This window comes from Prescottella sp. GW823-FHT02E09, assembly GCF_058797375.1.
The window spans coordinates 279833-302494 of record NZ_JBXAJP010000003.1 but is presented as its reverse complement, the minus strand read 5'-3'; the positions used below and the strand labels follow the sequence as shown (position 1 = coordinate 302494).

Annotated in this window: 16 protein-coding genes; 15 read left to right on the top strand and 1 reads right to left on the bottom strand. The window is 66.1% G+C overall.

Going from position 1 to position 22662, the window contains the following annotated elements:
• Positions 1-22: 22 nt before the first annotated feature.
• Positions 23-1642 (bottom strand): MFS transporter, encoded by a 1620-nt coding sequence (locus tag AC1RIF_RS09030; protein ID WP_492601022.1) that lies wholly within the window; start codon positions 1640-1642, stop codon positions 23-25.
• A gap of 413 nt (positions 1643-2055) precedes the next feature.
• On the opposite strand from AC1RIF_RS09030, the gene rplJ reads away from it, so the two are divergent.
• The 15 genes from rplJ (at position 2056) to AC1RIF_RS08955 (ending at position 22657) form a co-directional block, all read left to right on the top strand.
• The gene (rplJ, locus tag AC1RIF_RS09025) at positions 2056-2613 is read left to right on the top strand and encodes a 50S ribosomal protein L10 (RefSeq protein WP_348604149.1); all 558 of its coding nucleotides are present in this window, start codon (positions 2056-2058) and stop codon (positions 2611-2613) included.
• 85 nt (positions 2614-2698) lie between these two features.
• Positions 2699-3085, top strand: a complete 387-nt coding sequence (rplL, locus tag AC1RIF_RS09020) for a 50S ribosomal protein L7/L12 (protein WP_225019293.1) — start codon at positions 2699-2701, stop codon at positions 3083-3085.
• Positions 3086-3315: 230 nt separating this feature from the next.
• Positions 3316-4365 (top strand): ABC transporter ATP-binding protein, encoded by a 1050-nt coding sequence (locus AC1RIF_RS09015; protein WP_492601021.1) that lies wholly within the window; start codon positions 3316-3318, stop codon positions 4363-4365.
• 11 nt (positions 4366-4376) lie between these two features.
• Positions 4377-5171: an MlaE family ABC transporter permease gene (locus AC1RIF_RS09010; RefSeq protein WP_492601020.1), complete on the top strand. Its 795-nt coding sequence runs from the start codon at positions 4377-4379 to the stop codon at positions 5169-5171.
• 4 nt (positions 5172-5175) lie between these two features.
• Positions 5176-6036: an MlaE family ABC transporter permease gene (locus AC1RIF_RS09005; RefSeq protein ID WP_492601019.1), complete on the top strand. Its 861-nt coding sequence runs from the start codon at positions 5176-5178 to the stop codon at positions 6034-6036.
• The gene (locus tag AC1RIF_RS09000) at positions 6033-7379 is read left to right on the top strand and encodes an MCE family protein (protein ID WP_492601018.1); all 1347 of its coding nucleotides are present in this window, start codon (positions 6033-6035) and stop codon (positions 7377-7379) included. Before AC1RIF_RS09005 ends, AC1RIF_RS09000 begins: the two co-directional genes overlap by 4 nt.
• Before the next feature lie 8 nt (positions 7380-7387).
• Positions 7388-8455, top strand: coding sequence for an MCE family protein (locus AC1RIF_RS08995; RefSeq protein ID WP_492601343.1), 1068 nt, complete (start codon positions 7388-7390; stop codon positions 8453-8455).
• Positions 8452-9447 (top strand): MCE family protein, encoded by a 996-nt coding sequence (locus AC1RIF_RS08990; protein WP_492601017.1) that lies wholly within the window; start codon positions 8452-8454, stop codon positions 9445-9447. Before AC1RIF_RS08995 ends, AC1RIF_RS08990 begins: the two co-directional genes overlap by 4 nt.
• A gap of 1 nt (position 9448) precedes the next feature.
• Complete coding sequence (locus AC1RIF_RS08985) at positions 9449-10696, top strand: MCE family protein (RefSeq protein WP_492601016.1); 1248 nt, start codon at positions 9449-9451, stop codon at positions 10694-10696.
• 11 nt (positions 10697-10707) lie between these two features.
• On the top strand, positions 10708-11946 hold the full coding sequence (locus AC1RIF_RS08980; protein WP_492601015.1) for an MCE family protein: 1239 nt from the start codon (positions 10708-10710) through the stop codon (positions 11944-11946).
• The gene (locus AC1RIF_RS08975; protein WP_492601014.1) at positions 11946-13196 is read left to right on the top strand and encodes an MCE family protein; all 1251 of its coding nucleotides are present in this window, start codon (positions 11946-11948) and stop codon (positions 13194-13196) included. Before AC1RIF_RS08980 ends, AC1RIF_RS08975 begins: the two co-directional genes overlap by 1 nt.
• Positions 13197-13235: 39 nt before the next feature.
• Positions 13236-13868 carry an Rv1363c family protein gene (locus AC1RIF_RS08970; protein ID WP_492601013.1) on the top strand — a complete coding sequence of 211 codons (633 nt, stop codon included), beginning with the start codon at positions 13236-13238 and terminating at the stop codon, positions 13866-13868.
• Between the two features lie 58 nt (positions 13869-13926).
• Positions 13927-14727, top strand: a complete 801-nt coding sequence (locus tag AC1RIF_RS08965; protein WP_492601012.1) for a mammalian cell entry protein — start codon at positions 13927-13929, stop codon at positions 14725-14727.
• Between the two features lie 342 nt (positions 14728-15069).
• The gene (gene rpoB, locus AC1RIF_RS08960; protein WP_492601011.1) at positions 15070-18576 is read left to right on the top strand and encodes a DNA-directed RNA polymerase subunit beta; all 3507 of its coding nucleotides are present in this window, start codon (positions 15070-15072) and stop codon (positions 18574-18576) included.
• Positions 18577-18697: 121 nt separating this feature from the next.
• Entirely contained in the window at positions 18698-22657 is a 3960-nt protein-coding gene (locus tag AC1RIF_RS08955) for a DNA-directed RNA polymerase subunit beta' (protein ID WP_492601010.1), read from the top strand.
• Positions 22658-22662 lie beyond the last annotated feature (5 nt).

Genomic DNA, 22662 nt, shown 5'->3' with positions numbered 1-22662 from the left:
TCTGTGCCGACCTTTCGGCGTTTCAGTGGTCGGCTCGCTTCCGGTCGCGGTGCCAGGCGAGCATGGTGGACCGGCCGCGGGCCGGTGACCACGGCAGGAAGATCGCGACGACGACAGCGCACAGCACGACGGCTCCGGTCGCGACCAGGGACGCCGCCTGTGCGCCCTGCAGGACCGCCGTCTTCATCGCGGTGATGAGTTGCTCACGTTGCGGTTCGAGCATGGAGGGAATCTCGCGCTTGCGGATCTCGAGGACGCTGAGGATCGTGGCTCTCGCGAACCCCTTCTCGTCGTCGTTCATGAGTGTCGTCGGGACGCGGTCGATGAGCGGCGCAACCTTTCCGACGTAGAACGACGCGACGATCGATCCCAGCACGGCGACGCCGAGAGTGCCGCCGATCTCGCGGGTGGTGTCGTTGACCGCGGAGCCGGCACCGGCCTCGTCCAGCGGTAGCGACGACATGATCGACTCGGTGGCCGGTCCCTGCACGATCGCCAGACCGAGCGCCATCGACACCATCGACGGGAGGACGTCGGTCAGATAGCTGCTGTCGACGTCGACCTGTCCGCCCAGATACAACCCGAGGCCGGTCAGCAACAGTCCGAAGACGAGGACGGCGGTGGTGCCCACCCGCTGCGCCAGCAGGGTCGCGATCGGTGCGCCCACGGCGACGGACACCGCGAACGGCAGCGATGCGATGCCGAACTCGAGGGGCGTGTATTCGCGCACACCCTGGAAGTACTGCGTGATGAGGAACAGGAACCCGAACATCGAGAAGTAGGCGACCGCGATCGCCAGCGCCGGAAGCGAGAACCTCCGGACCCGGAACAGGCGCATGTCGAGGATCGGCGAGTCGACGCGGAGTTCCCACAGAACGAAGCCGACGAGCACCGCGATGGACGCGGTCCCTGTCCCGATCGTGACAGGGGAGAGCCAGCCGTGGCGCGGCGCCTCGATAATGGCCCACACCAGTCCCGTGATGCCGGCGAAAGACGTCGCGATGCCCACGAAGTCGATGCGGCCGACCGACGACGACTTCGACTCGGGAACCAGCAGCAGTGTGGCCACGAGCGCGACCAACGCGACCGGAACGTTGATCCAGAACACCGCGTGCCACGAGAAGTGCTCGAGGAGCCAGCCACCCGAGACCGGGCCGATGGCGATGGCGAACCCGGCCATCGCCGTCCACGCCGCGATCGCGAGCGCCTTCTCCCGCACGTCGGTGAAGATGTTGATGATCAGCGCGAGCGTCGCCGGGAACACGGCGGCAGCGAACACGCCCATCGCGGCGCGTGCCGCGATCACCTGTTCGAGGGAACCGGCGCACGCTCCGGCGACGGACATCACCGCGACGCCTACCAAGCCGATGGTCATGACGCGTCGTCGGCCGTATCGGTCGCCCAGGTTGCCGCACGCGAGCAGGAGTCCGGCAAAGGTGAGCGTGTACGCGTCGACGACCCACTGCAGGCCGCTGACGTCGGTGCGCAGTTCGACGCCGATCGACGGAAGGGCGACGTTCACGATCGTGTTGTCGAGGACGACCAGGAGTTCGGCCAGGCAGATGACCGCGAGTGCGAGGAACCGGCGTCGCCGACCGCTGCCGACGGCGGTCTCCGGGTCGGCGGGCATGGTGAGAGTCATGGCGGAAACGTATCCCACTACATGTAACCGTCGGTAACGTTCAATTGTGGGTGCTCTGACACATTCGCGACGGAATGTGAACTGTCGCACAAGTGGGGCCGCGCGGGCCTCTCGCTTTGTGTCGCGGCGACGGCTCCGCTAGGCTGCTCGTTGGAGTTCGGCGCTTTATGCGAATTCCGCCCCGAAACATGTTCTACCAAAGACCGTTGGTCACCGAGTCCGGCAATGGAATCGGTTGAAGGTCCGGGATTGCCCGGCGGCCCACGCAGGAGGACGAGGTGGGGGATGATGTCTGCGCTCGGCCTGGCCGGGTGAATGGATCTCCTCGTGTACGCCCCGTGTGCCCTGCACCGGGGCGTTTTGCATGTCACGGCCCGAAGTGGAACAACGACTGTCACGAGAGGAGGCGAAGTATGGCAAAGCCTGAGAAGGTTTCCGCAGTTGCGGAGATCACCGAGCAGTTCAAGGACTCGTCCGCCGCCGTGATCACGGAATACCGTGGTCTGTCGGTTACGAGTCTGACGCAGCTGCGACGCGCTCTCGGAGAGGGTGCCACCTACTCCGTCGCCAAGAACACCCTGGTCAAGCGTGCCGCCGCTGAGGCGGGCGTCGAGGGCCTTGACGACCTGTTCGTCGGACCGACCGCCATTGCATTCATCAAGGGCGAGCCGGTCGACGCTGCCAAGGCCATCAAGGCCTTCGCTAAGGACAACAAGGCACTCGTCATCAAGGGCGGGTACATGGACGGCGCTGCGCTGTCCGTGGATCAGGTCAACCAGATCGCGGACCTCGAGTCCCGCGAGATCCTGTTGGCCAAGCTCGCCGGCGCGATGAAGGGCAACTTGGCAAAGGCCGCCGGCCTGTTCAACGCTCCCGCTTCGCAGGTGGCCCGTCTGGCCGCCGCGCTGCAGGAGAAGAAGGCTGCGGAGGGTGGGGCCGCCGAGGCTCCCGCCGACGCCGCTGCCGAATAGCTGATCCGCACCTGCGCATCACAACCATCACCACCTGTCCGGTCGCGGATCGGCGACACAGGACTTAAGAGGAAGGACCGCCACCATGGCGAAGCTCACCACCGAAGAGTTGCTGGACCAGTTCAAGGAGCTCACGCTGCTCGAGCTCTCGGAGTTCGTGAAGGCGTTCGAGGAGACCTTCGAGGTCACCGCTGCTGCTCCGGTCGCCGTCGCTGCTGCGGGCGCCCCGGCTGCCGCTGCCGACGCTGCTGAGGAGCAGGACGAGTTCGACGTCATCCTCGAGTCGGCCGGCGACAAGAAGATCCAGGTCATCAAGGTCGTCCGTGAGGTCGTCTCCGGCCTGGGCCTGAAGGAAGCCAAGGACCTCGTCGAGGGTGCTCCGAAGGCGATCCTGGAGAAGGTTGCCAAGGACGCGGCCGACGCCGCCAAGGAGAAGCTCGAGGCTGCCGGCGCGAAGATCACCGTCAAGTAAGACGGCTGTCCGCGCTGCTTCCTGACGAAGCATCCAGAAGAGAGGGTCGCCCCGTTCGGGGCGGCCCTCTTTTCTTACTCCGCCCGGTGCCGGAGAATGCGCAATCGCCGGGTTGTGGTCCTTACTTACTCATGAGTAGGATTCGGCGTAACGTACAACACTTCGATGCGATAGAGTGACGCAACCCACAGTGGGCCCACGGTGGGGGGACATGCTTCACGCAGGAGGTAATGGTGGGAGTCGAGGTATCGGTCGAGGGACTCACGAAGTCGTTCGGCTCACAGAAGATCTGGCAGGACGTGAGTCTCACGCTGCCGGCCGGAGAGGTCAGCGCACTGCTCGGACCGTCGGGTACCGGTAAGTCCGTGTTCCTGAAGTCGCTGATCGGTCTGCTGCGGCCCGAAGAGGGCTCGATCATCATCGACGGTACCGACATCCTTCAGTGTTCGTCGCGTGAGCTCTACGAGATCCGCAAGCTGTTCGGCGTCCTTTTCCAGGACGGAGCGTTGTTCGGGTCGATGAACCTGTACGACAACGTCGCCTTCCCGCTGCGCGAGCACACCAAGAAGTCCGAGTCCGAGATCCGCAAGATCGTCATGGAGAAGCTCGAGCTCAACGGTCTCGTCGGTGCAGAAGGGAAGCTGCCGGGCGAGATCTCCGGAGGTATGCGCAAGCGTGCCGGACTTGCCCGCGCGCTCGTCCTGGATCCGCAGATCATCCTCGTCGACGAGCCCGACTCGGGTCTGGACCCCGTCCGCACGACGTACCTCAGTCAGCTGCTGATCGATATCAATGCGCAGATCGACGCCACGATCCTGATCGTGACGCACAACATCAACCTGGCCCGCACGGTCCCGGACAACCTGGGAATGCTCTTCCGTAAGCAGCTCGTGATGTTCGGGCCGCGCGAGGTGCTGCTCACCAGTGACGAACCGGTGGTCCACCAGTTCCTCAACGGCAGCAAGATCGGTCCGATCGGGATGTCCGAGGAGAAGGACGAGGCGCAGATGGCGCACGAGCAGGCGCTCGTCGACGCCGGCCACCACCACGGCGGAACCGACGACGTCTACGGGGTCGTGCCGCAGATGCAGGCCACACCGGGCCTGCCCTTCCGTCAGGCCGTCGCACGCCGTCAGGCCCGTGTGCGCGAGATCCTTCACACCCTGCCGATCGAGGCGCAACAAAGCATCATTGCCAGCATGGAAGACGACGCCGCGACCCAGGTGATTCCCGCTTACGACGACGGAGGTCTGGGACAGACCACGTACGGGCACGGGTAGGGGCGCGGCGTATGGGGGGCACCCGAACCTCGATGATGAAGCCGGTCACGGGGGCGCTGACGCAGGCCGGAAACATCGTCCAACTGTTCGTCGACGTGGTTCGCAACACGTTCAAGCGGCCGTTCCAGTTCAAGGAATTCATCGAACAGGCCTGGTTCATCGCGAGTGTGACGATTCTGCCTACCGCGCTGGTCGCCATCCCGTTCGGTGCCGTCGTGTCGCTGCAGACGGGCTCGCTCATCAAACAGTTGGGTGCAGAGGCGTTCACGGGTGCCGCCAGCGTGCTCGCGGTGATCCAGCAGGGCAGTCCGATCGTGACCGCGCTGCTGATCGCCGGTGCCGCTGGTTCCGCCGTCACGGCCGATCTCGGTTCACGGACCATCCGTGAGGAGATCGACGCGATGGAAGTTCTCGGTATCAACCCGGTCCAGCGGCTCGTCGTGCCCCGGGTGCTTGCGATGGTGCTCGTCGCCGTGCTCCTCAACGGGCTCGTGTCCGTCGTCGGTATCGCCGGCGGCTATTTCTTCAACGTCATCCTCCAAGGTGGCACCCCGGGCGCCTACCTTGCGTCGTTCTCGGCGCTGGCCCAGCTGCCCGACCTCTACATCGCGGAAATCAAGGCTGCCATCTTCGGTGTCATCGCCGGCGTGATCGCTGCCTACAAGGGTCTGACGCCGAAGGGCGGGCCCAAGGGGGTCGGCGAGGCGGTGAACCAGGCCGTCGTCATCACCTTCCTGGTCCTGTTCTTCGCGAACCTGATTCTCACGATGGTGTACCTGCAGATTGTTCCGGCGAAGGGGGCATGACCGGATGACGATCGCCAGGGGCCGCGGCGACTACGCGCTGATGCGTGCGCGCCGCTGGGCGCGGAAGCCGCTCGACGTGCTCGACAACGCCGGCGAGCAGATGTCGTTCTATTCGCGGGCCATCGCGTGGACGCCGCGAACACTGCGCCGGTACCGCAAGGAGATGCTCCGGCTGCTGGCGGAGGTCACGTTCGGCAGCGGCGCGCTCGCGGTGATCGGCGGCACCATCGGCGTCATCGTGATGATGTCCGGCTTCACCGGCGTGGTCGTCGGACTGCAGGGCTTCGCCGCGCTCGACCAGATCGGCAGCTCGGTGCTGACCGGCTTCCTGTCGGCGTACGTCAACACCCGTGAGATCGCACCGATCGTCGCGGCGCTGGCGCTGTCGGCCACGGTCGGTTGCGGGTTCACCGCTCAGCTCGGCGCGATGCGCATCTCGGAAGAGATCGACGCGCTCGAGGTGATGGCCGTGCCCAGCGTGCCCTTCCTCGTCACCACCCGGATGATCGCCGGCTTCATCGCAGTGATTCCGCTGTACATCGTCGGCCTGCTCGCGGCCTATCTCGCGTCGCGGGTGGTCTCGACCGTGTTCAACGGGCAGTCGTCCGGCTCGTACGACCACTACTTCAACCTGTTCCTGCCTCCCGAGGACGTTCTCTGGTCCTTCGGCAAGGTGCTGGTGTTCGCGTTCGTCCTGATCCTCATCCACTGCTACTACGGCTTCCACGCCCGCGGCGGCCCGGCCGGCGTCGGTGTCGCGGTCGGCCATGCGGTGCGTACCGCCATCGTCACCATCGCCGTCCTGGACTTCTTCCTGAGTCTCGCCATCTGGGGCACGACGACCACGGTGAGGGTGGCCGGATGATCGAGAGCACATCGAAGCTGCGCCGCAGGATCCTCGGAGTCGCCTTCTTCCTGGTCCTGGCTCTGTTCGTGGGCGGGACCATCGCCAGCTACAACAAGACCTTCACGCCGGTCGTCAAGGTCGACCTCGTCACCGACACCGTCGGCAACGCGCTGCCGCGCAACGCCGACGTCAAGGTGCGTGGCCTCATCGTCGGCGAGGTGCGTGGCGCGTCGACCGAGAACGGCAAGGTCACCTCCGTCATGGCGATCGACCCCGACAAGGCCGAGTTGATCCCGTCCAACGCCACCGCCCGATTGCTGCCCAAGACACTGTTCGGTGAGCGGTACGTCGACCTGGTCATCCCGGAGAATCCGAGTCCCGACTCGATCGCAGCCGGCGAAACCATCTACCAGGACAAGAGTGGCAATGCGGTCGAGCTCGGCAAGATGCTCGACGGTCTGCTGCCGCTGCTGCAGGCCATCCCGCCGGAGAGCCTGGCCTCCACTCTCGGCGCGCTGTCGCAGGCGCTCGACGGCCGGGGCGAACGGCTCGGTGTCACGCTCGATCAGCTCGACACGATCTTCGCCGGGGTCAACACCCGGCTGCCGGACCTGACGGCGGGACTGCAGAGCTTCGCGACGTTCACCCAGACCTACTCGGATGCGGCGCCGCAGCTGATCGACGCGCTCGACAACCTGCGCACCACCAACGCGACGATCGTGCAGGAGCGGCCCTCGATCGACGCGCTGATGGCCTCGGTGACGTCGACGGGATCGAGCACCGCGGACCTGCTGACGACCAACCGGGATTCGCTGATCTCGATCGCCGCCGACTCGCGTGAGGCGCTGGAGATCCTGGCCAGGTTCTCGGGGACCTTCAGTTGTACGTTCGCGAACTTCGCGGACGTGATGGCGCGCTCCGGGGCGATTACCGGTGAGAACTCGCCCAACCCGGGTGCCCGCGCCACGATCGAACTCGTCAATCCGCGCGGCCGGTACCTGCCCAACCAGGACGAGCCGCGCCTGATCGACACCCGCGGTCCGCGGTGCTACGAGGCGCCGCCGCTGGGGACCGATATCGGGCAGTATCCCGGCGGTTCCATCCACGACGGCTCCTACCAGGTGCCGACCCGCAACCCGGGAGACCAGACCATTCCCGATGTGGCGGTTCCGCAGTTCTCGGTGCTGCCTGCGACGGGGGCTCAGTTGGCGCCGGCGACCTTCGCGGGGTCGCCGCTCGAACGCGAGACGTTGGCGGTCGTGTACGGCGAGGCGGCCGGCATTGCGCCGGAGGACGTGCCGTCCTGGACGACCATGATCGGTGCCCCTGCGCTCCGTGGGAAAGAGGTGAGCATCAAGTGAAGCGACAGCTGCGAGGGGTGGCTGCCCCGCTCACCAAGCTCGTGATCTTTGCACTGGTGACGATTCTCGCGACCGGCATGCTCGCGCTGACGATCGCGAACACCAGTTCCGGTGGGGGAACCAAGTTCAGTGCGCGGTTCACCGATGTCACGTCGCTCAACAAGGGCGACGAGGTCCGCATCGCCGGCGTCCGCGTCGGCCAGGTGACCAAGATCGAGATCGTCGACGACCGTGAGGCACAGGTCGAGTTCGCGGTGACCGACCGCGACTGGTTGCCGGCGAGCACGACCGCGACCATCAGGTTCCGGAACCTCGTCGGACAGCGCTACATCGCGCTCGAACAGGGGACCGGGCAGCAGGGCTACAAGATGACGGCGGGTGACACGATCCCGCTCGACCGCACCAAGCCCGCGGTGAACCTGACGACGCTGTTCAACGGGTTCCGGCCGCTGTTCCAGACCCTGAGCGCCGATGACGTCAACAAGCTGTCGTACCAGATCATCCAGGTGTTCCAGGGGGAGGGCGGCACCATCGAGGAGCTCGTGGCGAACACCGCATCGTTGACGAACACGATCGCGGACAAGGACAAGGTGATCGGCGACCTGATCACCAACCTCAACATCGTGCTCGACACCGTCAACAAGCGGGACGAGCAGGTCGATCAGTTGATCGTCAACACCGAGCGTCTCGTGAGCGGGCTGTCCGCGGACCGCGGCGTGATCGGGCAGTCGGTGCAGTCGCTGTCGGACCTGACCAGCGCGACCGCCGACCTGCTGGTGCCGACTCGCCCGTCGATCCAGGGTTCGATCGCGGGCCTCAACACCCTCGCCGGGCACATCAACGAGAGATCCGACGACGTGAACCAGGTGCTCACGAACCTCCCGATCAAGATGGAGAAGCTCGGCCGCGCCGGCAGCTACGGATCATGGTTCCAGTTCTACCTGTGCGGCATCGACGTCGTCGCCGGTCCCGGAACCGCTCCCCAGCTGAACATCCCGTCGAACCTGCCGACGATCAACCAGCCGATCTACACCAACGCGGCTCCCCGGTGCTACGCGGACGGTGAGCAGCCATGACGAAGAGAAGAAATCCAGCGGTGACGGGTGCCCTCGGCATCGTCGTCATCCTGCTCGCGACCATGTCGGCGTTCTTCCTCGACAGCCTGCCGATCCTCGGCGCCGGCAACCGGTACACCGCCGAGTTCTCCGAGGCGGCTGGGCTCAAACCCGGCAACGAGGTGCGGGTCGCCGGCGTCAAGGTCGGCAAGGTGTCGAGCGTCGAACTCGACGGTGACCGCGTGCTCGTGTCGTTCCAGACGAAGGACGCCTGGATCGGCGACCAGACCACGGCGTCGATCCAGATCAAGACGATCCTCGGCCAGAAGTATCTCGCGCTCGATCCGCGGGGTACCGAGGTTGCGGATCCGAGCGTGCGGATCCCCCTCGAGCGGACCACGTCGCCGTACGACGTCATCGACGCGTTCGGGGACGCCGCCACGACACTCGCCGAGATCGACACGACGCAGCTGGCGTCGAGCTTCGAGGTGCTGTCGCAGTCGTTCTCGGGCACGCCCGACGAGATCCGCGGCTCGCTCGACGGGGTGGCTCGGCTGTCGGAGACGGTCGCGAAGCGCGACCAGGAGCTCAAGCAGCTGTTCGAGGCGACCAAACAGACGTCGCAGATCCTCGCGGACCGCAGCGAGGAGTTCGAGAAGGTGCTCGCGAACGGTGGACTGCTGCTCGCCGAGCTCAACACCCGCCAGCAGGCGATCGGCCAGCTCCTCACCAGCACCCAGACGTTGTCGCGGGAGCTCACCGGTCTGGTTGCCGACAACGAGGCTCAGATCACGCCGGCGCTCACGCAGCTGCAGGGCACGATCGACATCCTCAACCAGAACCAGCAGAACGTGAGCAAGGCACTCGAACTGGCTGCGCCGTTCTACCGGATCTACGCGAACGTGCTCGGCAACGGCCGGTGGTTCGACTCGGTCGTGACCAACCTGACCCCGCCCGGCCTGCCGGACATCCCCGGATACCGCGAGCCGCTGCGCACCATGGGGGGCAACTGAGATGAGTGAGACGCGGGCGCGCACCCGCAAGTGGATCCCGGTGGCCCTGATCGCGGCGGTTGCCGTGGTCGCGGTCGGTGTCCTGTGGTGGCTCTTCCAGAACGCCGGCACCACCCGGATCACCGCGTACTTCGACAAGTCCGTCGGCATCTACGAGGGCTCCGACGTCCGGGTGCTCGGCGTCAAGGTCGGCTCGGTCGACTCCGTGGTGCCGCAGGGTGAGCAGGTGCAGGTGGTCATGACCGTCGACCGTGGGATCGACATCCCGGCCGACGTGAAGGCCGCCCAGGTGACCCCGTCGGTGGTGTCCGACCGGTACATCCAGCTGACGCCGGCGTACACGGGCGGCGAGAAGCTGGCACGCGACGCGACGATCGAGCGTGACCGCACGACGACGCCGGTCGAGGTCGACGAGCTGTACGCGAGCGTGACCGAACTGTCCGAGGCGCTCGGACCGAACGGTGCCAACAAGGACGGCGCGCTGTCGAACCTCGTGGACACCGCGGCCGCGAACCTCGACGGCAACGGTGACGCGCTCGGCAACACGTTCACGCAGTTGTCGGCGGCGGCCCGCACACTGTCGGACTCGCGCACCGACATCTTCGACACGGTCAAGAACCTGCAGGTGTTCGTCAGTGCCCTCGCCGCCAACGACGCGCAGGTGCGCCAGTTCAACACGCAGCTCGCCGACTTCAGCGGCTTCCTGGCGGGGGAGAAGGAGAACCTGGGTCTGGCGCTCAATCAGCTCTCGCTCGCGCTCGGCGACGTCGCGCGGTTCGTGGAGGACAATCGGGAACTACTGCAGGGGAACATCGACAGCCTGACCACGGTCACCCAGACCGTCGCCGACCAGCGAGATTCCCTCGCGGAGGCGCTCGTGACGATTCCGCTGGCCATCAGCAACCTGGTCAACACGCACGACGCGGAGTCGGGCACGCTGCAGATGCGCGTCGATCTGCCGGATCTGCAGGATCCGTTCGGCTTGGGCTGCAAGCTCATCGACATCGCCAAGCTCAAGCCCGGCGACCCGGAGTTCGAGGCGCTGGGCCGGCAGATGAAGCCGCTGATCGACAACTGCAAGGCGATCACGGATCAGATGACCGCCGGTGTGAAGACACCGACGTTGAACCTGCCGCTCGGCATCCTCAGCGGTGACAATCTGCAGCGCGGCGCGGTTCCCGGGACCGTGCCGGGCACGCCGTCACCGCGACTGGGTGGCGGAACGCAACTGCAGGGGGGCACACCGTGAGAGTCGGGCGGATGAGGATCGCGGCGGTCGCGGCGGGAGCGTGCGTCGTCGCGCTGACGGTGGGTGCGTGTGGCTCGGGCGGTATCTATTCGATCCCGCTGCCCGGTGGCGCCGACATCGGCAGTGACCCGATGCGCCTGAAGATCGAGTTCGACGACGTCCTCGACCTGGTACCGCAGTCGACCGTCAAGGTCGACGGCGTTCCGGTCGGACGTGTCGAGAAGATCGAGGTGGCGCCGGACGGCTGGACCGCGCAGGTGGAGACGCTCGTCAACAGTTCGGTGGATCTGCCGGCCAACGCGGTCGCGGAGGTCCAGCAGTCGAATCTGTTGGGCGAGAAGTTCATTGCGATCTCGGCGCCCACGCAGAATCCGTCTCCGGAACGGTTGGTGGGCGGCGCCACGATCCCGGTGGACCGCACCCGGCACGCCACCGACATCGAGCAGGTGCTCGGTGCCTTGTCGCTGCTGCTCAACGGTGGCGGTGTCGCGCAGTTGCAGCCCATCATCTCGGAGCTGGAGAAGGCGCTCGACGGTCGCGAGACCAAGGTTCGCGGACTCCTGGAGCAGGCGAACACGTTGATCGCCGGTCTCGAGGAGCAGCGCGACTCGATCACTCGTGCGCTCGACGGGCTCGACACCCTCAGTGCCCGGGTGGGAGACCAGACCACCAAGCTCGAGAAGGTCCTCGACGAGCTGCCGCAGGGTGTCGAGATCCTCGCCGAGCAGCGTCCGCAACTCGTGGAGATGCTCGGGCAGGTCGATCGGCTCGGTCAGGTCGGCGCCGATGTCATCAACCGGTCCAAGGACGACCTGATCACGGATCTGCGGGCGCTGCGCCCCACGTTGCAGCAGTTGGGTGAGGCGGCCCCGGACATCATCACGTCGGCGCCGCTCGTTCCGACGTTCCCCTTCCCGGACACGATCATCCCGTCGATCCACGGCGGCCAGGCCAACGTGTTCCTGTCGATCGATCTGCAGATCGGTGACACCCTGTCGAACCTCGGTGTCGGGAAGCCGGACCCCGTCTACTACCCGCCCCAGTACGGCCCGCCGGTTCCCGTCGATCCGAGCAACCCGTACTACAACGGCAACGGGCCGCGCCCGGGGTGGCCGACGGTGTCGATCGTGCCGTTGCCGCCGATCGTGCCGAATCCCGTCCCCGCGCCGGGCACCGCGGTGTCCGCGCCGGCGGACGCTCCGGTCAATCCGTTCGATGCGTTCCTGAAGCAGCTGGGGGTGGGTGAGTAATGGTCTCGCGTCTGGCCAGGTGGCAGTTGGTGGCGTTCATCGTCGTCGCCGTGCTCGGTATAGGTTACGTCGGTGCCAAGTACGTGCGCCTCGACACGCTGCTGGGCTTCGGCGAGTACCAGGTGGACGCGCAACTCGCGCACTCCGGTGGCATCTTCACCAATGCCGAGGTGACCTACCGTGGTGTGCCGGTAGGCCGGGTCGGGGACCTGACGCTGACCGAGAAGGGTGTGTCCGTCGCGTTGATGATCGACAACGCGGCCCCGCAGATCCCGGCCTCGGCGAAGGCCGTCGTCGCGAATCGATCCGCGATCGGTGAGCAGTACGTCGACCTGCAGCCCGACACCGACGAGGGTCCGTTCCTCACCGACGGTTCGGTGATCCTCGAGCAGAACACGGCGACGCCGATCCCGGTCGAGGACCTGATCGGCAGCGTGGACCGGTTGGCGCGTTCGGTGCCCACCGACTCGCTGCACACCGCCGTCGTCGAACTGGGGAACGCGTTCACCGGGAAGGGCAGCGATCTCCAGGTGCTCGTCGACTCGCTCGGCCGGTTCACCGAGACCGCGAACGAGGCGCTGCCGGAGACGCTGACCTTCATCAGCGACGGCCGGACGGTGCTCGACACCCAGGCGGAGCAGTCAGGTTCGATCCGCGCCTTCAGCGACGGCCTCGAGCAGATCGCCGCCCAGCTGAAGTCGAGCGATCCCGACGTGCGACGGCTGATCGGCACCGGCAAGGACGCGACGGACACGGTCGGGAAGCTCGTTTCGAACAGCGGCGATGCGCTGACCGCGAACCTGACGAACCTGTCGACGACGCTCACGACGGTGTCGCCGACGTTCATCGCGCTGCAGCCGTTCTTCCAGTTCCTGCCGGCACTGTCGGCGGGTGCGTCGGCGGTGGCCCCGGGTGACGGCACGATCCACTTCGGGTTGGTCCTCGAGACCAACAATCCGGTGCCGTGTACGCAGGGTTACGAGGGCACGCAGGAGATCCTCGCGCAGATGCGCGCGGAGAACCCGAACTTCGACGACACCGTCGACAACTTCCCGTTCAACGCGGACGCGCGATGCACCGTCGAACAGGGCAACCCGACGGGTGTCCGCAGTGCCGAGCGCATCGTCTACGCCGACCCGCAGACCCCGCAGCCGTGGGACAGCACGCCTAAGGTCGACCCCGACAAGTTGAATCTGAACCCGATCGCCGCCCAGATCGCGACGCTCATGGGCGTCGTGCCCGCGCGGTAGCCTCGGGCAGCATTCATTACCCAAGAGTAAGGTTGCCGTGTGACGGACACCACGACCGCGCCCACGAAGAACAACACGCTCATTGCCGCCGCCGTGGCGGTGTGTGTGCTCTTCGTCGGCGCGCTGGCTGCAGCGATCTTCTTCGGAATCGGATGGGCGAAGGCGGAGTCCGGTAGGTCCACCGCGGATGCGCGTGACACGGCGCTGTCCGACGCCCGGCAGGCGGCGATCAACCTCAACTCGTACGACGCGGCCGACATGGAGAAGTCGTTCTCCGACCTCGAGTCGTCGATCACCGGAACGCTCCTGGACGATCTGGCGAAGACACGGGAAGACATGACCACGGCGGCCGTCGCATCGGGCGCGAAGACCGAGGGGCGCGTGCTACGGGCCGCGCTGACGTCGCTGAACGTGGATGACGGGACGGCGGACGCGATGCTCGTCGTCGAGACCTCGACCGCGATGCCGAATCTCGAGACACCGGTGAAGCGGCAGATCACGATGCGGATGAGTCTCGTGCGTGACGGCGACACCTGGAAGGCGTCCGACGCCGGCAACCTCGGTGAGCCCGTCGTGATCGACCCGGGGACGCCGCGCCCGGCCGCGCCCGCGCCCACGCCCGCGCCCACTCAGGAAGATCAGGCCACCGATCCGCAGAGCGGCGGACAGTAGACCGTCGCAGCAGCCGAGCCGACGTCTCCTCGTTCGGCCGCTGGAAGGAGTTCCATCAGTGCCTCCCATTCGTCGTAATCCGAAGGCGTCCCCGTCGGCCGTGCGCCGGCCCAAGGTTGCGGGCAGTTCGGCGCCCCGCCCGGCGGCACCGCCGACCCGGGACGAGGCTGCGGGGGAGGAGTCGGCCGCGAGCGTGCTGCTCGTCAAGGCCCCGGCTGTCGAGGATCCCGTCGTCGAGGAGTCGTCCGTCGCAGCGCCTGCGCCCGAGCCTTCTGAGCCTTCGGGGTCTTCCGGGCCGTCCGAACCTTCCGAGGCGCCCGAGGCGGCCGGTGGCGAATCCGAGGCCGGGGTCAGCCGGCGCACCGGCCGGCTGAGCTGGCGCGCGGTCGTGATCGTGGGTGTCGCGGCGGTCGTGCTGGCGGCCTTCGCCGGCGTCGCCGCGTTGATGTCCCGCGACGGTGCGACCTCCAATCGCACGTACCTCGACGTCGGCGCGACTTCGGAGGTGGCGGCCGCGGCGGAGAAGGCGCTGACGGCCGTGACCGTCTATAGTGCTGATTCGATCGACCAGTTCCCCGACACGGCGCGCGCAGTGATGACGGACGGGATGAAGGAAGAGTTCGATCGGACAATCGGCACGACGATCGATATCGTCAAGCAGACTCGGTCGGACACAGCAGCGCAGGTCACGAACGTGGGAGTCATGCTTCTCGACGAGAATCGCGCCGAGGTGCTCGCCAACTTGATCGTGAGCGTCGAGAACGACGGCGTCGCGGCGGGCAGCACATCCGGGCCGGTGATTCTGAGGATGGAGAAGGTGGACGGTCAGTGGCTGTTGTCCGGTGTCGAGAACTCGTGACAGTGCGGGCGCTCCCCGCAGTCGGAGATCGAAACGCCGGAACATGGGCTTGACGCGGCGATGATCACGCGTCACTCTATGCGTGAACAATCACGCGGCATACCGCGTGCGGCGCCCGCGACGGGTGTCCTTTCTGCTGCCCGGCTCGACATCTACTGAGTTTGGGTGTACTTTTGGACGTTGCGCTGGCTGCCTCCTGTCCACCTCTCATCCTCACTGTGGCGAAGTGTTCCACTTCCTGCTTCTGTGGCGAGGTTTCGTTCGGGTTGTAACCAGCGAATTCGCCCCACATGAAGAAGCAGATACAGCGGCGGTCGCACCAGCAAGAGCGGCCCGCGTGAGGTGCTGGAAGGACGCATCTTGGCAGTCTCTAGCCAGACCAAGGCAGTTGCCGGAATCCCCGGAGCCCCGAAGAGGGTCTCGTTCGCGAAAATTCGCGAGCCCCTCGAAGTCCCAGGGCTCCTCGATCTACAGACCGATTCGTTCGAATGGTTGATCGGCTCGCAGGGCTGGCGTGAGCGCGCAGCCGCGCGCGGCGACGGTGCAGTCACGGGTGGCCTCGAAGAAATTCTGGCCGAGCTCTCGCCCATCGAGGACTTCTCGGGCTCCATGTCCCTGTCCTTCTCGGACCCGCGCTTCGACGAGGTCAAGGCCTCGGTCGACGAGTGCAAAGACAAGGACATGACCTACGCGGCGCCGCTGTTCGTCACCGCGGAGTTCATCAACAACAACACCGGTGAGATCAAGAGCCAGACGGTCTTCATGGGTGATTTCCCGATGATGACCGACAAGGGCACGTTCATCATCAACGGCACCGAGCGCGTCGTGGTGTCGCAGCTGGTCCGCTCGCCGGGCGTCTACTTCGACGACACCATCGACAAGAGCACCGAGAAGACCCTGCACAGCGTCAAGGTCATCCCGGGCCGTGGTGCCTGGCTCGAGTTCGACGTCGACAAGCGCGACACCGTCGGTGTCCGTATCGACCGCAAGCGCCGCCAGCCGGTCACCGTGCTGCTGAAGGCGCTGGGGTGGACCACCGAGCAGATCACCGAGCGTTTCGGTTTCTCCGAGATCCTCATGGCGACGCTCGAGAAGGACAACACCGCCGGCACCGACGAGGCGCTGCTCGACATCTACCGCAAGCTGCGTCCGGGCGAGCCGCCGACGAAGGAGAGCGCGCAGACCCTCCTGGAGAACCTGTTCTTCAAGGACAAGCGCTACGACCTCGCTCGCGTGGGCCGCTACAAGATCAACAAGAAGCTGGGCCTGAACACCGGCCTGCCCGTCGAGGCGTCGACCCTCACCGAGGAAGACATCGTCGCCACGATCGAGTACCTGGTGCGCCTGCACGCCGGTGACACCACGATGACCGCCCCGGGCGGCGTCGAGGTTCCCGTCGAGGTCGACGACATCGACCACTTCGGCAACCGTCGTCTGCGTACCGTGGGCGAGCTCATCCAGAACCAGATCCGCGTGGGCCTGTCCCGCATGGAGCGCGTCGTCCGCGAGCGCATGACGACTCAGGACGTCGAGGCGATCACGCCGCAGACCCTGATCAACATCCGCCCGGTCGTCGCCGCGATCAAGGAGTTCTTCGGAACCTCCCAGCTGTCGCAGTTCATGGACCAGAACAACCCGCTGTCGGGTCTGACCCACAAGCGCCGTCTGTCGGCGCTGGGCCCGGGTGGTCTGTCCCGTGAGCGCGCCGGCCTCGAGGTGCGCGACGTCCACCCGTCGCACTACGGCCGTATGTGCCCGATCGAGACCCCTGAGGGTCCGAACATCGGCCTGATCGGTTCGCTGTCGGTGTACGCGCGGGTCAACCCGTTCGGTTTCATCGAGACCCCGTACCGCAAGGTCGTCGACGGCCAGGTCACCGACCATGTCGACTACCTGACCGCCGACGAGGAGGACCGCCACGTCGTGGCGCAGGCCAACTCGCCGGTCAACTCGGCCGGGCACTTCACCGAGGACCGCGTCCTCGTCCGCCGTAAGGGTGGCGAGGTCGAGTACGTGTCCTCGTCGGACGTCGACTACATGGACGTCTCGCCGCGTCAGATGGTCTCCGTCGCGACCGCGATGATTCCGTTCCTCGAGCACGACGACGCCAACCGTGCCCTCATGGGCGCGAACATGCAGCGTCAGGCAGTGCCGCTGGTCCGCAGCGAGTCCCCGCTGGTCGGTACCGGCATGGAGCTGCGTGCCGCGGTCGACGCCGGCGACGTCATCGTCACCGAGAAGTCCGGTGTGGTCGAGGAGGTCTCCTCCGACTACGTCACCGTGATGGCCGACGACGGCAGCCGCAAGACGTACCGCCTGCGCAAGTTCGCGCGCTCCAACCAGGGCACGTGCGCCAACCAGCGTCCGATCGTGGACGAGGGTCAGCGGGTCGAGACCGGTCAGGTTCTGGCCGACGGCCCCTGCACCGAGAATGGTGAGATGGCGCTCGGCAAGAACCTGCTCGTGGCGATCATGCCGTGGGAGGGCCACAACTACGAGGACGCGATCATCCTGTCGCAGCGCCTCGTGGAGGAGGACGTGCTCACCTCGATCCACATCGAGGAGCACGAGATCGATGCCCGCGACACCAAGCTCGGTGCCGAGGAGATCACCCGGGACATCCCGAACGTCTCGGACGAGGTCCTCGCCGATCTCGACGAGCGCGGCATCGTCCGCATCGGTGCCGAGGTCCGCGACGGCGACATCCTCGTCGGCAAGGTCACCCCGAAGGGTGAGACCGAGCTGACGCCGGAGGAGCGCCTGCTGCGTGCGATCTTCGGTGAGAAGGCCCGCGAGGTTCGCGACACGTCCCTCAAGGTTCCTCACGGTGAGTCCGGCAAGGTCATCGGTATCCGCGTGTTCTCGCGCGAGGACGACGACGATCTGCCTCCGGGCGTCAACGAGCTGGTCCGCGTGTACGTGGCTCAGAAGCGCAAGATCCAGGACGGCGACAAGCTCGCCGGCCGCCACGGCAACAAGGGCGTCATCGGCAAGATCCTCCCGCAGGAGGACATGCCGTTCCTGCCCGACGGCACCCCGGTCGACATCATCCTGAACACCCACGGTGTTCCGCGTCGTATGAACATCGGCCAGGTGCTGGAGACGCACCTCGGTTGGATCGGCAAGACCGGCTGGAACGTGCAGATTGCCGCCGACGGCTCGCGCCCCGACTGGGCCGAGAACCTGCCGGAGGAGATGCTGTCCGCGCCGGCCGACTCGAACATCGCCACCCCGGTGTTCGACGGTGCCAAGGAGGACGAGCTCACCGGTCTGCTCGGTGCCACGCTGCCCAACCGTGACGGTGAGCAGATGGTCGGGTCGGACGGCAAGGCGACGCTGTTCGACGGTCGCTCCGGCGAGCCGTTCCCGTACCCGGTGTCGGTCGGCTACATGTACATCATCAAGCTGCACCACCTGGTCGACGACAAGATCCACGCGCGTTCGACCGGTCCGTACTCGATGATCACCCAGCAGCCGCTCGGCGGTAAGGCCCAGTTCGGTGGCCAGCGCTTCGGTGAAATGGAGTGCTGGGCGATGCAGGCGTACGGCGCCGCCTACACCCTGCAGGAGCTGCTCACCATCAAGTCGGACGACGTCGTCGGCCGCGTGAAGGTGTACGAGGCCATCGTCAAGGGCGAGAACATCCCCGAGCCGGGCATCCCCGAGTCCTTCAAGGTGCTCCTCAAGGAGCTCCAGTCGCTGTGCCTCAACGTGGAGGTGCTGTCCTCGGACGGCGCAGCCATCGCGATGGCCGACGGCGACGACGAGGACCTCGAGCGTGCCGCCGCGAACCTGGGCATCAACCTGTCCCGGAACGAGGCCGCAACCGTGGACGATCTCGCGAACTAGTTTTCGGTCCCCGGGCCGCGACCCGTCGCGGCCCGGGGGCGCTAGAGCACATTTGAATTGGCAGTCAGGAGAAGCGGATCTCACCCGCTGATCCACAATCCCTCTGGGGAAAGGAAGTTACGTGCTCGACGTCAACTTCTTCGATGAACTCCGCATCGGTCTCGCGACCGCGGAGGACATCCGCAACTGGTCCTACGGCGAGGTCAAGAAGCCGGAGACCATCAACTACCGCACGCTCAAGCCCGAGAAGGACGGCCTCTTCTGCGAGAAGATCTTCGGCCCCACCCGGGACTGGGAGTGCTACTGCGGTAAGTACAAGCGTGTCCGCTTCAAGGGCATCATCTGTGAGCGCTGCGGTGTCGAGGTGACTCGCGCGAAGGTGCGCCGTGAGCGCATGGGCCACATCGAGCTCGCCGCTCCCGTGACCCACATCTGGTACTTCAAGGGTGTGCCGAGCCGGCTCGGCTACCTGCTGGACCTGGCTCCGAAGGATCTCGAGAAGATCATCTACTTCGCCGCCTACGTCATCGTCGGTGTCGACGACGAGCTGCGTCACAACGAGCTCTCCACGCTCGAGGCCGAGATGGAGGTCGAGAAGAAGACCGTCGCCGATCAGCGTGACGCCGATCTGGAGGCCCGCGCGCAGAAGCTCGAGGCCGACATCGCCGAGCTCGAGGCCGAGGGCGCCAAGTCCGACGTGCGCCGCAAGGTCAAGGACGGCGGCGAGCGCGAGATGCGTCAGCTCCGTGACCGTGCGCAGCGCGAGCTGGACCGCCTCGACGAGATCTGGACCACGTTCACCAAGCTGAGCGTCAAGCAGCTCATCGTGGACGAGGGCCTGTACCGCGAGCTGGTCGACCGCTACGGCGAGTACTTCACCGGCGCGATGGGCGCGGAGTCCATCCAGAAGCTGATGGAGAACTTCGACATCGAGGCCGAGGCCGAGCTGCTGCGCGAGACCATCCGCAGCGGCAAGGGGCAGAAGAAGCTCCGCGCCCTCAAGCGCCTCAAGGTCGTCGCGGCGTTCCAGTCCACCGGCAACTCGCCGATGGGCATGGTCCTCGACGCCGTGCCGGTGATCCCGCCGGAGCTGCGTCCGATGGTGCAGCTCGACGGTGGCCGTTTCGCCACGTCCGACCTGAACGACCTGTACCGCCGCGTGATCAACCGCAACAACCGCCTCAAGCGACTGATCGACCTCGGTGCCCCCGAGATCATCGTCAACAACGAGAAGCGGATGCTGCAGGAGTCCGTGGACGCGCTGTTCGACAACGGCCGTCGTGGCCGGCCCGTCACGGGTCCGGGCAACCGTCCGCTGAAGTCGCTGTCCGATCTGCTCAAGGGCAAGCAGGGCCGCTTCCGTCAGAACCTGCTCGGTAAGCGCGTCGACTACTCCGGTCGTTCGGTCATCGTCGTCGGCCCGCAGCTCAAGCTGCACCAGTGTGGTCTGCCGAAGCTGATGGCGCTCGAGCTGTTCAAGCCGTTCGTCATGAAGCGTCTGGTCGACCTCAACCATGCGCAGAACATCAAGTCCGCGAAGCGCATGGTCGAGCGTCAGCGTCCGCAGGTGTGGGATGTCCTCGAAGAGGTCATCAACGAGCACCCCGTGCTGCTCAACCGTGCACCTACGCTGCACCGTCTGGGCATCCAGGCGTTCGAGCCGCAGCTCGTCGAGGGCAAGGCCATCCAGCTGCACCCGCTCGTGTGTGAGGCGTTCAACGCCGACTTCGACGGTGACCAGATGGCCGTCCACCTGCCGCTGTCGGCAGAGGCGCAGGCCGAGGCCCGCATCCTGATGCTGTCCTCGAACAACATCCTGTCGCCCGCGTCGGGCCGCCCGCTCGCCATGCCGCGTCTGGACATGGTGACCGGTCTGTTCCACCTGACCCGCGAGGTCGAAGGTGCGCTGGGCGAGTACCAGCCGGCCACCGCCGACCAGGCGGAGCAGGGCGTGTACTCGTCGCCGGCCGAGGCTCAGATGGCCGTCGACCGTGGCGTGCTGTCCGTGCAGGCGAAGATCAAGGTGCGTCTGACGCATCAGCGTCCGTCGCGCGAGGTCGAGTCGGAGCTGTTCCCCGAGGGCTGGAGCTACGGCGACGCCTGGACCACCGAGACGACTCTCGGCCGCGTCATGTTCAACGATCTGCTGCCGGCGGACTACCCGTTCGTCAACGAGCAGATGCCGAAGAAGCGTCAGGCGACGATCATCAACGATCTCGCCGAGCGCTACCCGATGATCGTGGTCGCGCAGACCGTCGACAAGCTCAAGGACACCGGCTTCTACTGGGCCACTCGTTCCGGCGTGACGGTCTCGATCTCCGACGTCCTCGTGCCGCCGGAGAAGCCCCAGATCATGGAGCAGTTCGAGGCGCAGGCCGATCAGATCGAGAAGAAGTACCAGCGCGGTGCTCTCAACCACGCCGAGCGCAACAGTGCTCTCGTGAAGATCTGGTCCGAGGCCACCGACGAGGTCGGTAAGGCCATGGAGGCGCACTTCCCCGACGACAACCCGATCCCGATGATCGTGAAGTCCGGCGCGGCCGGAAACATGACTCAGGTTCGCTCGCTCGCCGGTATGAAGGGCCTGGTGACGAACCCGAAGGGTGAGTTCATCCCGCGTCCGATCAAGTCCTCCTTCAAGGAGGGCCTGACGGTTCTCGAGTACTTCATCAACACGCACGGTGCTCGTAAGGGTCTGGCCGATACCGCGCTCCGTACCGCCGACTCGGGTTACCTGACCCGTCGTCTGGTGGACGTCTCGCAGGACGTCATCGTCCGCGAGGTCGACTGTGGCACCGAGCGCGGCATCATCACGCACATCGCCGAGAAGCAGGCCGACGGCACGATCATCCGCGATGCGCACGTCGAGACCTCGACGTACGCCCGCACCCTGGCCGCGGACGCGGTCGACGAGAACGGCAACGTCATCGTCGAGCGTGGCCACGACCTGGGCGATCCGGCGATCGACGCGCTGCTCGCAGCGGGCGTCACGCAGGTCAAGGTTCGCTCGGTGCTCACCTGCACCACGGCGACCGGCGTCTGCGCCACCTGCTACGGCCGTTCGATGGCGACCGGCAAGCTCGTCGACATCGGCGAGGCCGTCGGTATCGTCGCCGCGCAGTCCATCGGTGAGCCCGGTACCCAGCTGACCATGCGTACGTTCCACCAGGGTGGTGCGGCGGGTGCCGCCGATATCACCGGTGGTCTGCCGCGTGTCCAGGAGCTGTTCGAGGCTCGTGTCCCGAAGGGCAAGGCGCCGATTGCGGACGTCACCGGTCGGGTGCAGCTCGAGGACGGCGATCGCTTCTACAAGATCACCATCGTCCCGGACGACGGTGGCGAAGAGGTTGTCTACGACAAGCTCTCGAAGCGTCAGCGTCTGCGCGTGTTCAAGCACGACGACGGCAGCGAGCGTCTGCTCGCCGACGGCGACCACGTGGATGTCGGACAGCAGCTCATGGAGGGTGCTGCCGACCCGCACGAGGTGCTGCGTGTCATGGGCCCCCGTCAGGTGCAGATCCACCTCGTCAACGAGGTTCAGGAGGTGTACCGGAGCCAGGGTGTGTCGATCCACGACAAGCACATCGAGGTCATCGTGCGCCAGATGCTGCGTCGCGTGACGATCATCGACTCGGGTGCCACGGAGTTCCTGCCGGGCTCGCTCGTCGAGCGCGCGGAGTTCGAGGCGTCCAACCGTCGCGTCGTCGCCGAGGGTGGCGAGCCCGCGGCCGGCCGTCCGGTGCTGATGGGTATCACCAAGGCATCGCTGGCGACCGACTCGTGGCTGTCCGCCGCGTCGTTCCAGGAGACCACTCGCGTGCTGACCGACGCGGCCATCAACTGCCGCTCGGACAAGCTGATCGGTCTGAAGGAGAACGTGATCATCGGCAAGCTGATCCCGGCCGGCACCGGCATCAACCGGTACCGGAACATCCAGGTTCAGCCCACCGAAGAGGCACGGGCTGCCGCCTACGCGGTTCCGTCGTACGACGATCAGTACTACAGCCCGGAAGGCTTCGGCACCGGGACTGGCGCTGCTGTTCCGCTGGACGACTACGGTTTCGGCACCGACTACCGCTAGCCGGT

Excerpts from the sequence above, each read along its gene's own strand:
- AC1RIF_RS08990 (WP_492601017.1), top strand. The coding sequence starts at position 8,452 with ATGACGAAGAGAAGAAATCCAGCGGTGACGGGTGCCCTCGGCATCGTC.
- AC1RIF_RS08980 (WP_492601015.1), top strand. The coding sequence starts at position 10,708 with ATGAGGATCGCGGCGGTCGCGGCGGGAGCGTGCGTCGTCGCGCTGACG.
- AC1RIF_RS09030 (WP_492601022.1), bottom strand. The coding sequence starts at position 1,642 with ATGACTCTCACCATGCCCGCCGACCCGGAGACCGCCGTCGGCAGCGGT.
- AC1RIF_RS09015 (WP_492601021.1), top strand. The coding sequence starts at position 3,316 with ATGGTGGGAGTCGAGGTATCGGTCGAGGGACTCACGAAGTCGTTCGGC.
- AC1RIF_RS08975 (WP_492601014.1), top strand. The coding sequence starts at position 11,946 with ATGGTCTCGCGTCTGGCCAGGTGGCAGTTGGTGGCGTTCATCGTCGTC.
- AC1RIF_RS08985 (WP_492601016.1), top strand. The coding sequence starts at position 9,449 with ATGAGTGAGACGCGGGCGCGCACCCGCAAGTGGATCCCGGTGGCCCTG.
- AC1RIF_RS09005 (WP_492601019.1), top strand. The coding sequence starts at position 5,176 with ATGACGATCGCCAGGGGCCGCGGCGACTACGCGCTGATGCGTGCGCGC.
- AC1RIF_RS09000 (WP_492601018.1), top strand. The coding sequence starts at position 6,033 with ATGATCGAGAGCACATCGAAGCTGCGCCGCAGGATCCTCGGAGTCGCC.
- rplJ (WP_348604149.1), top strand. The coding sequence starts at position 2,056 with ATGGCAAAGCCTGAGAAGGTTTCCGCAGTTGCGGAGATCACCGAGCAG.
- AC1RIF_RS09010 (WP_492601020.1), top strand. The coding sequence starts at position 4,377 with ATGGGGGGCACCCGAACCTCGATGATGAAGCCGGTCACGGGGGCGCTG.
- rplL (WP_225019293.1), top strand. The coding sequence starts at position 2,699 with ATGGCGAAGCTCACCACCGAAGAGTTGCTGGACCAGTTCAAGGAGCTC.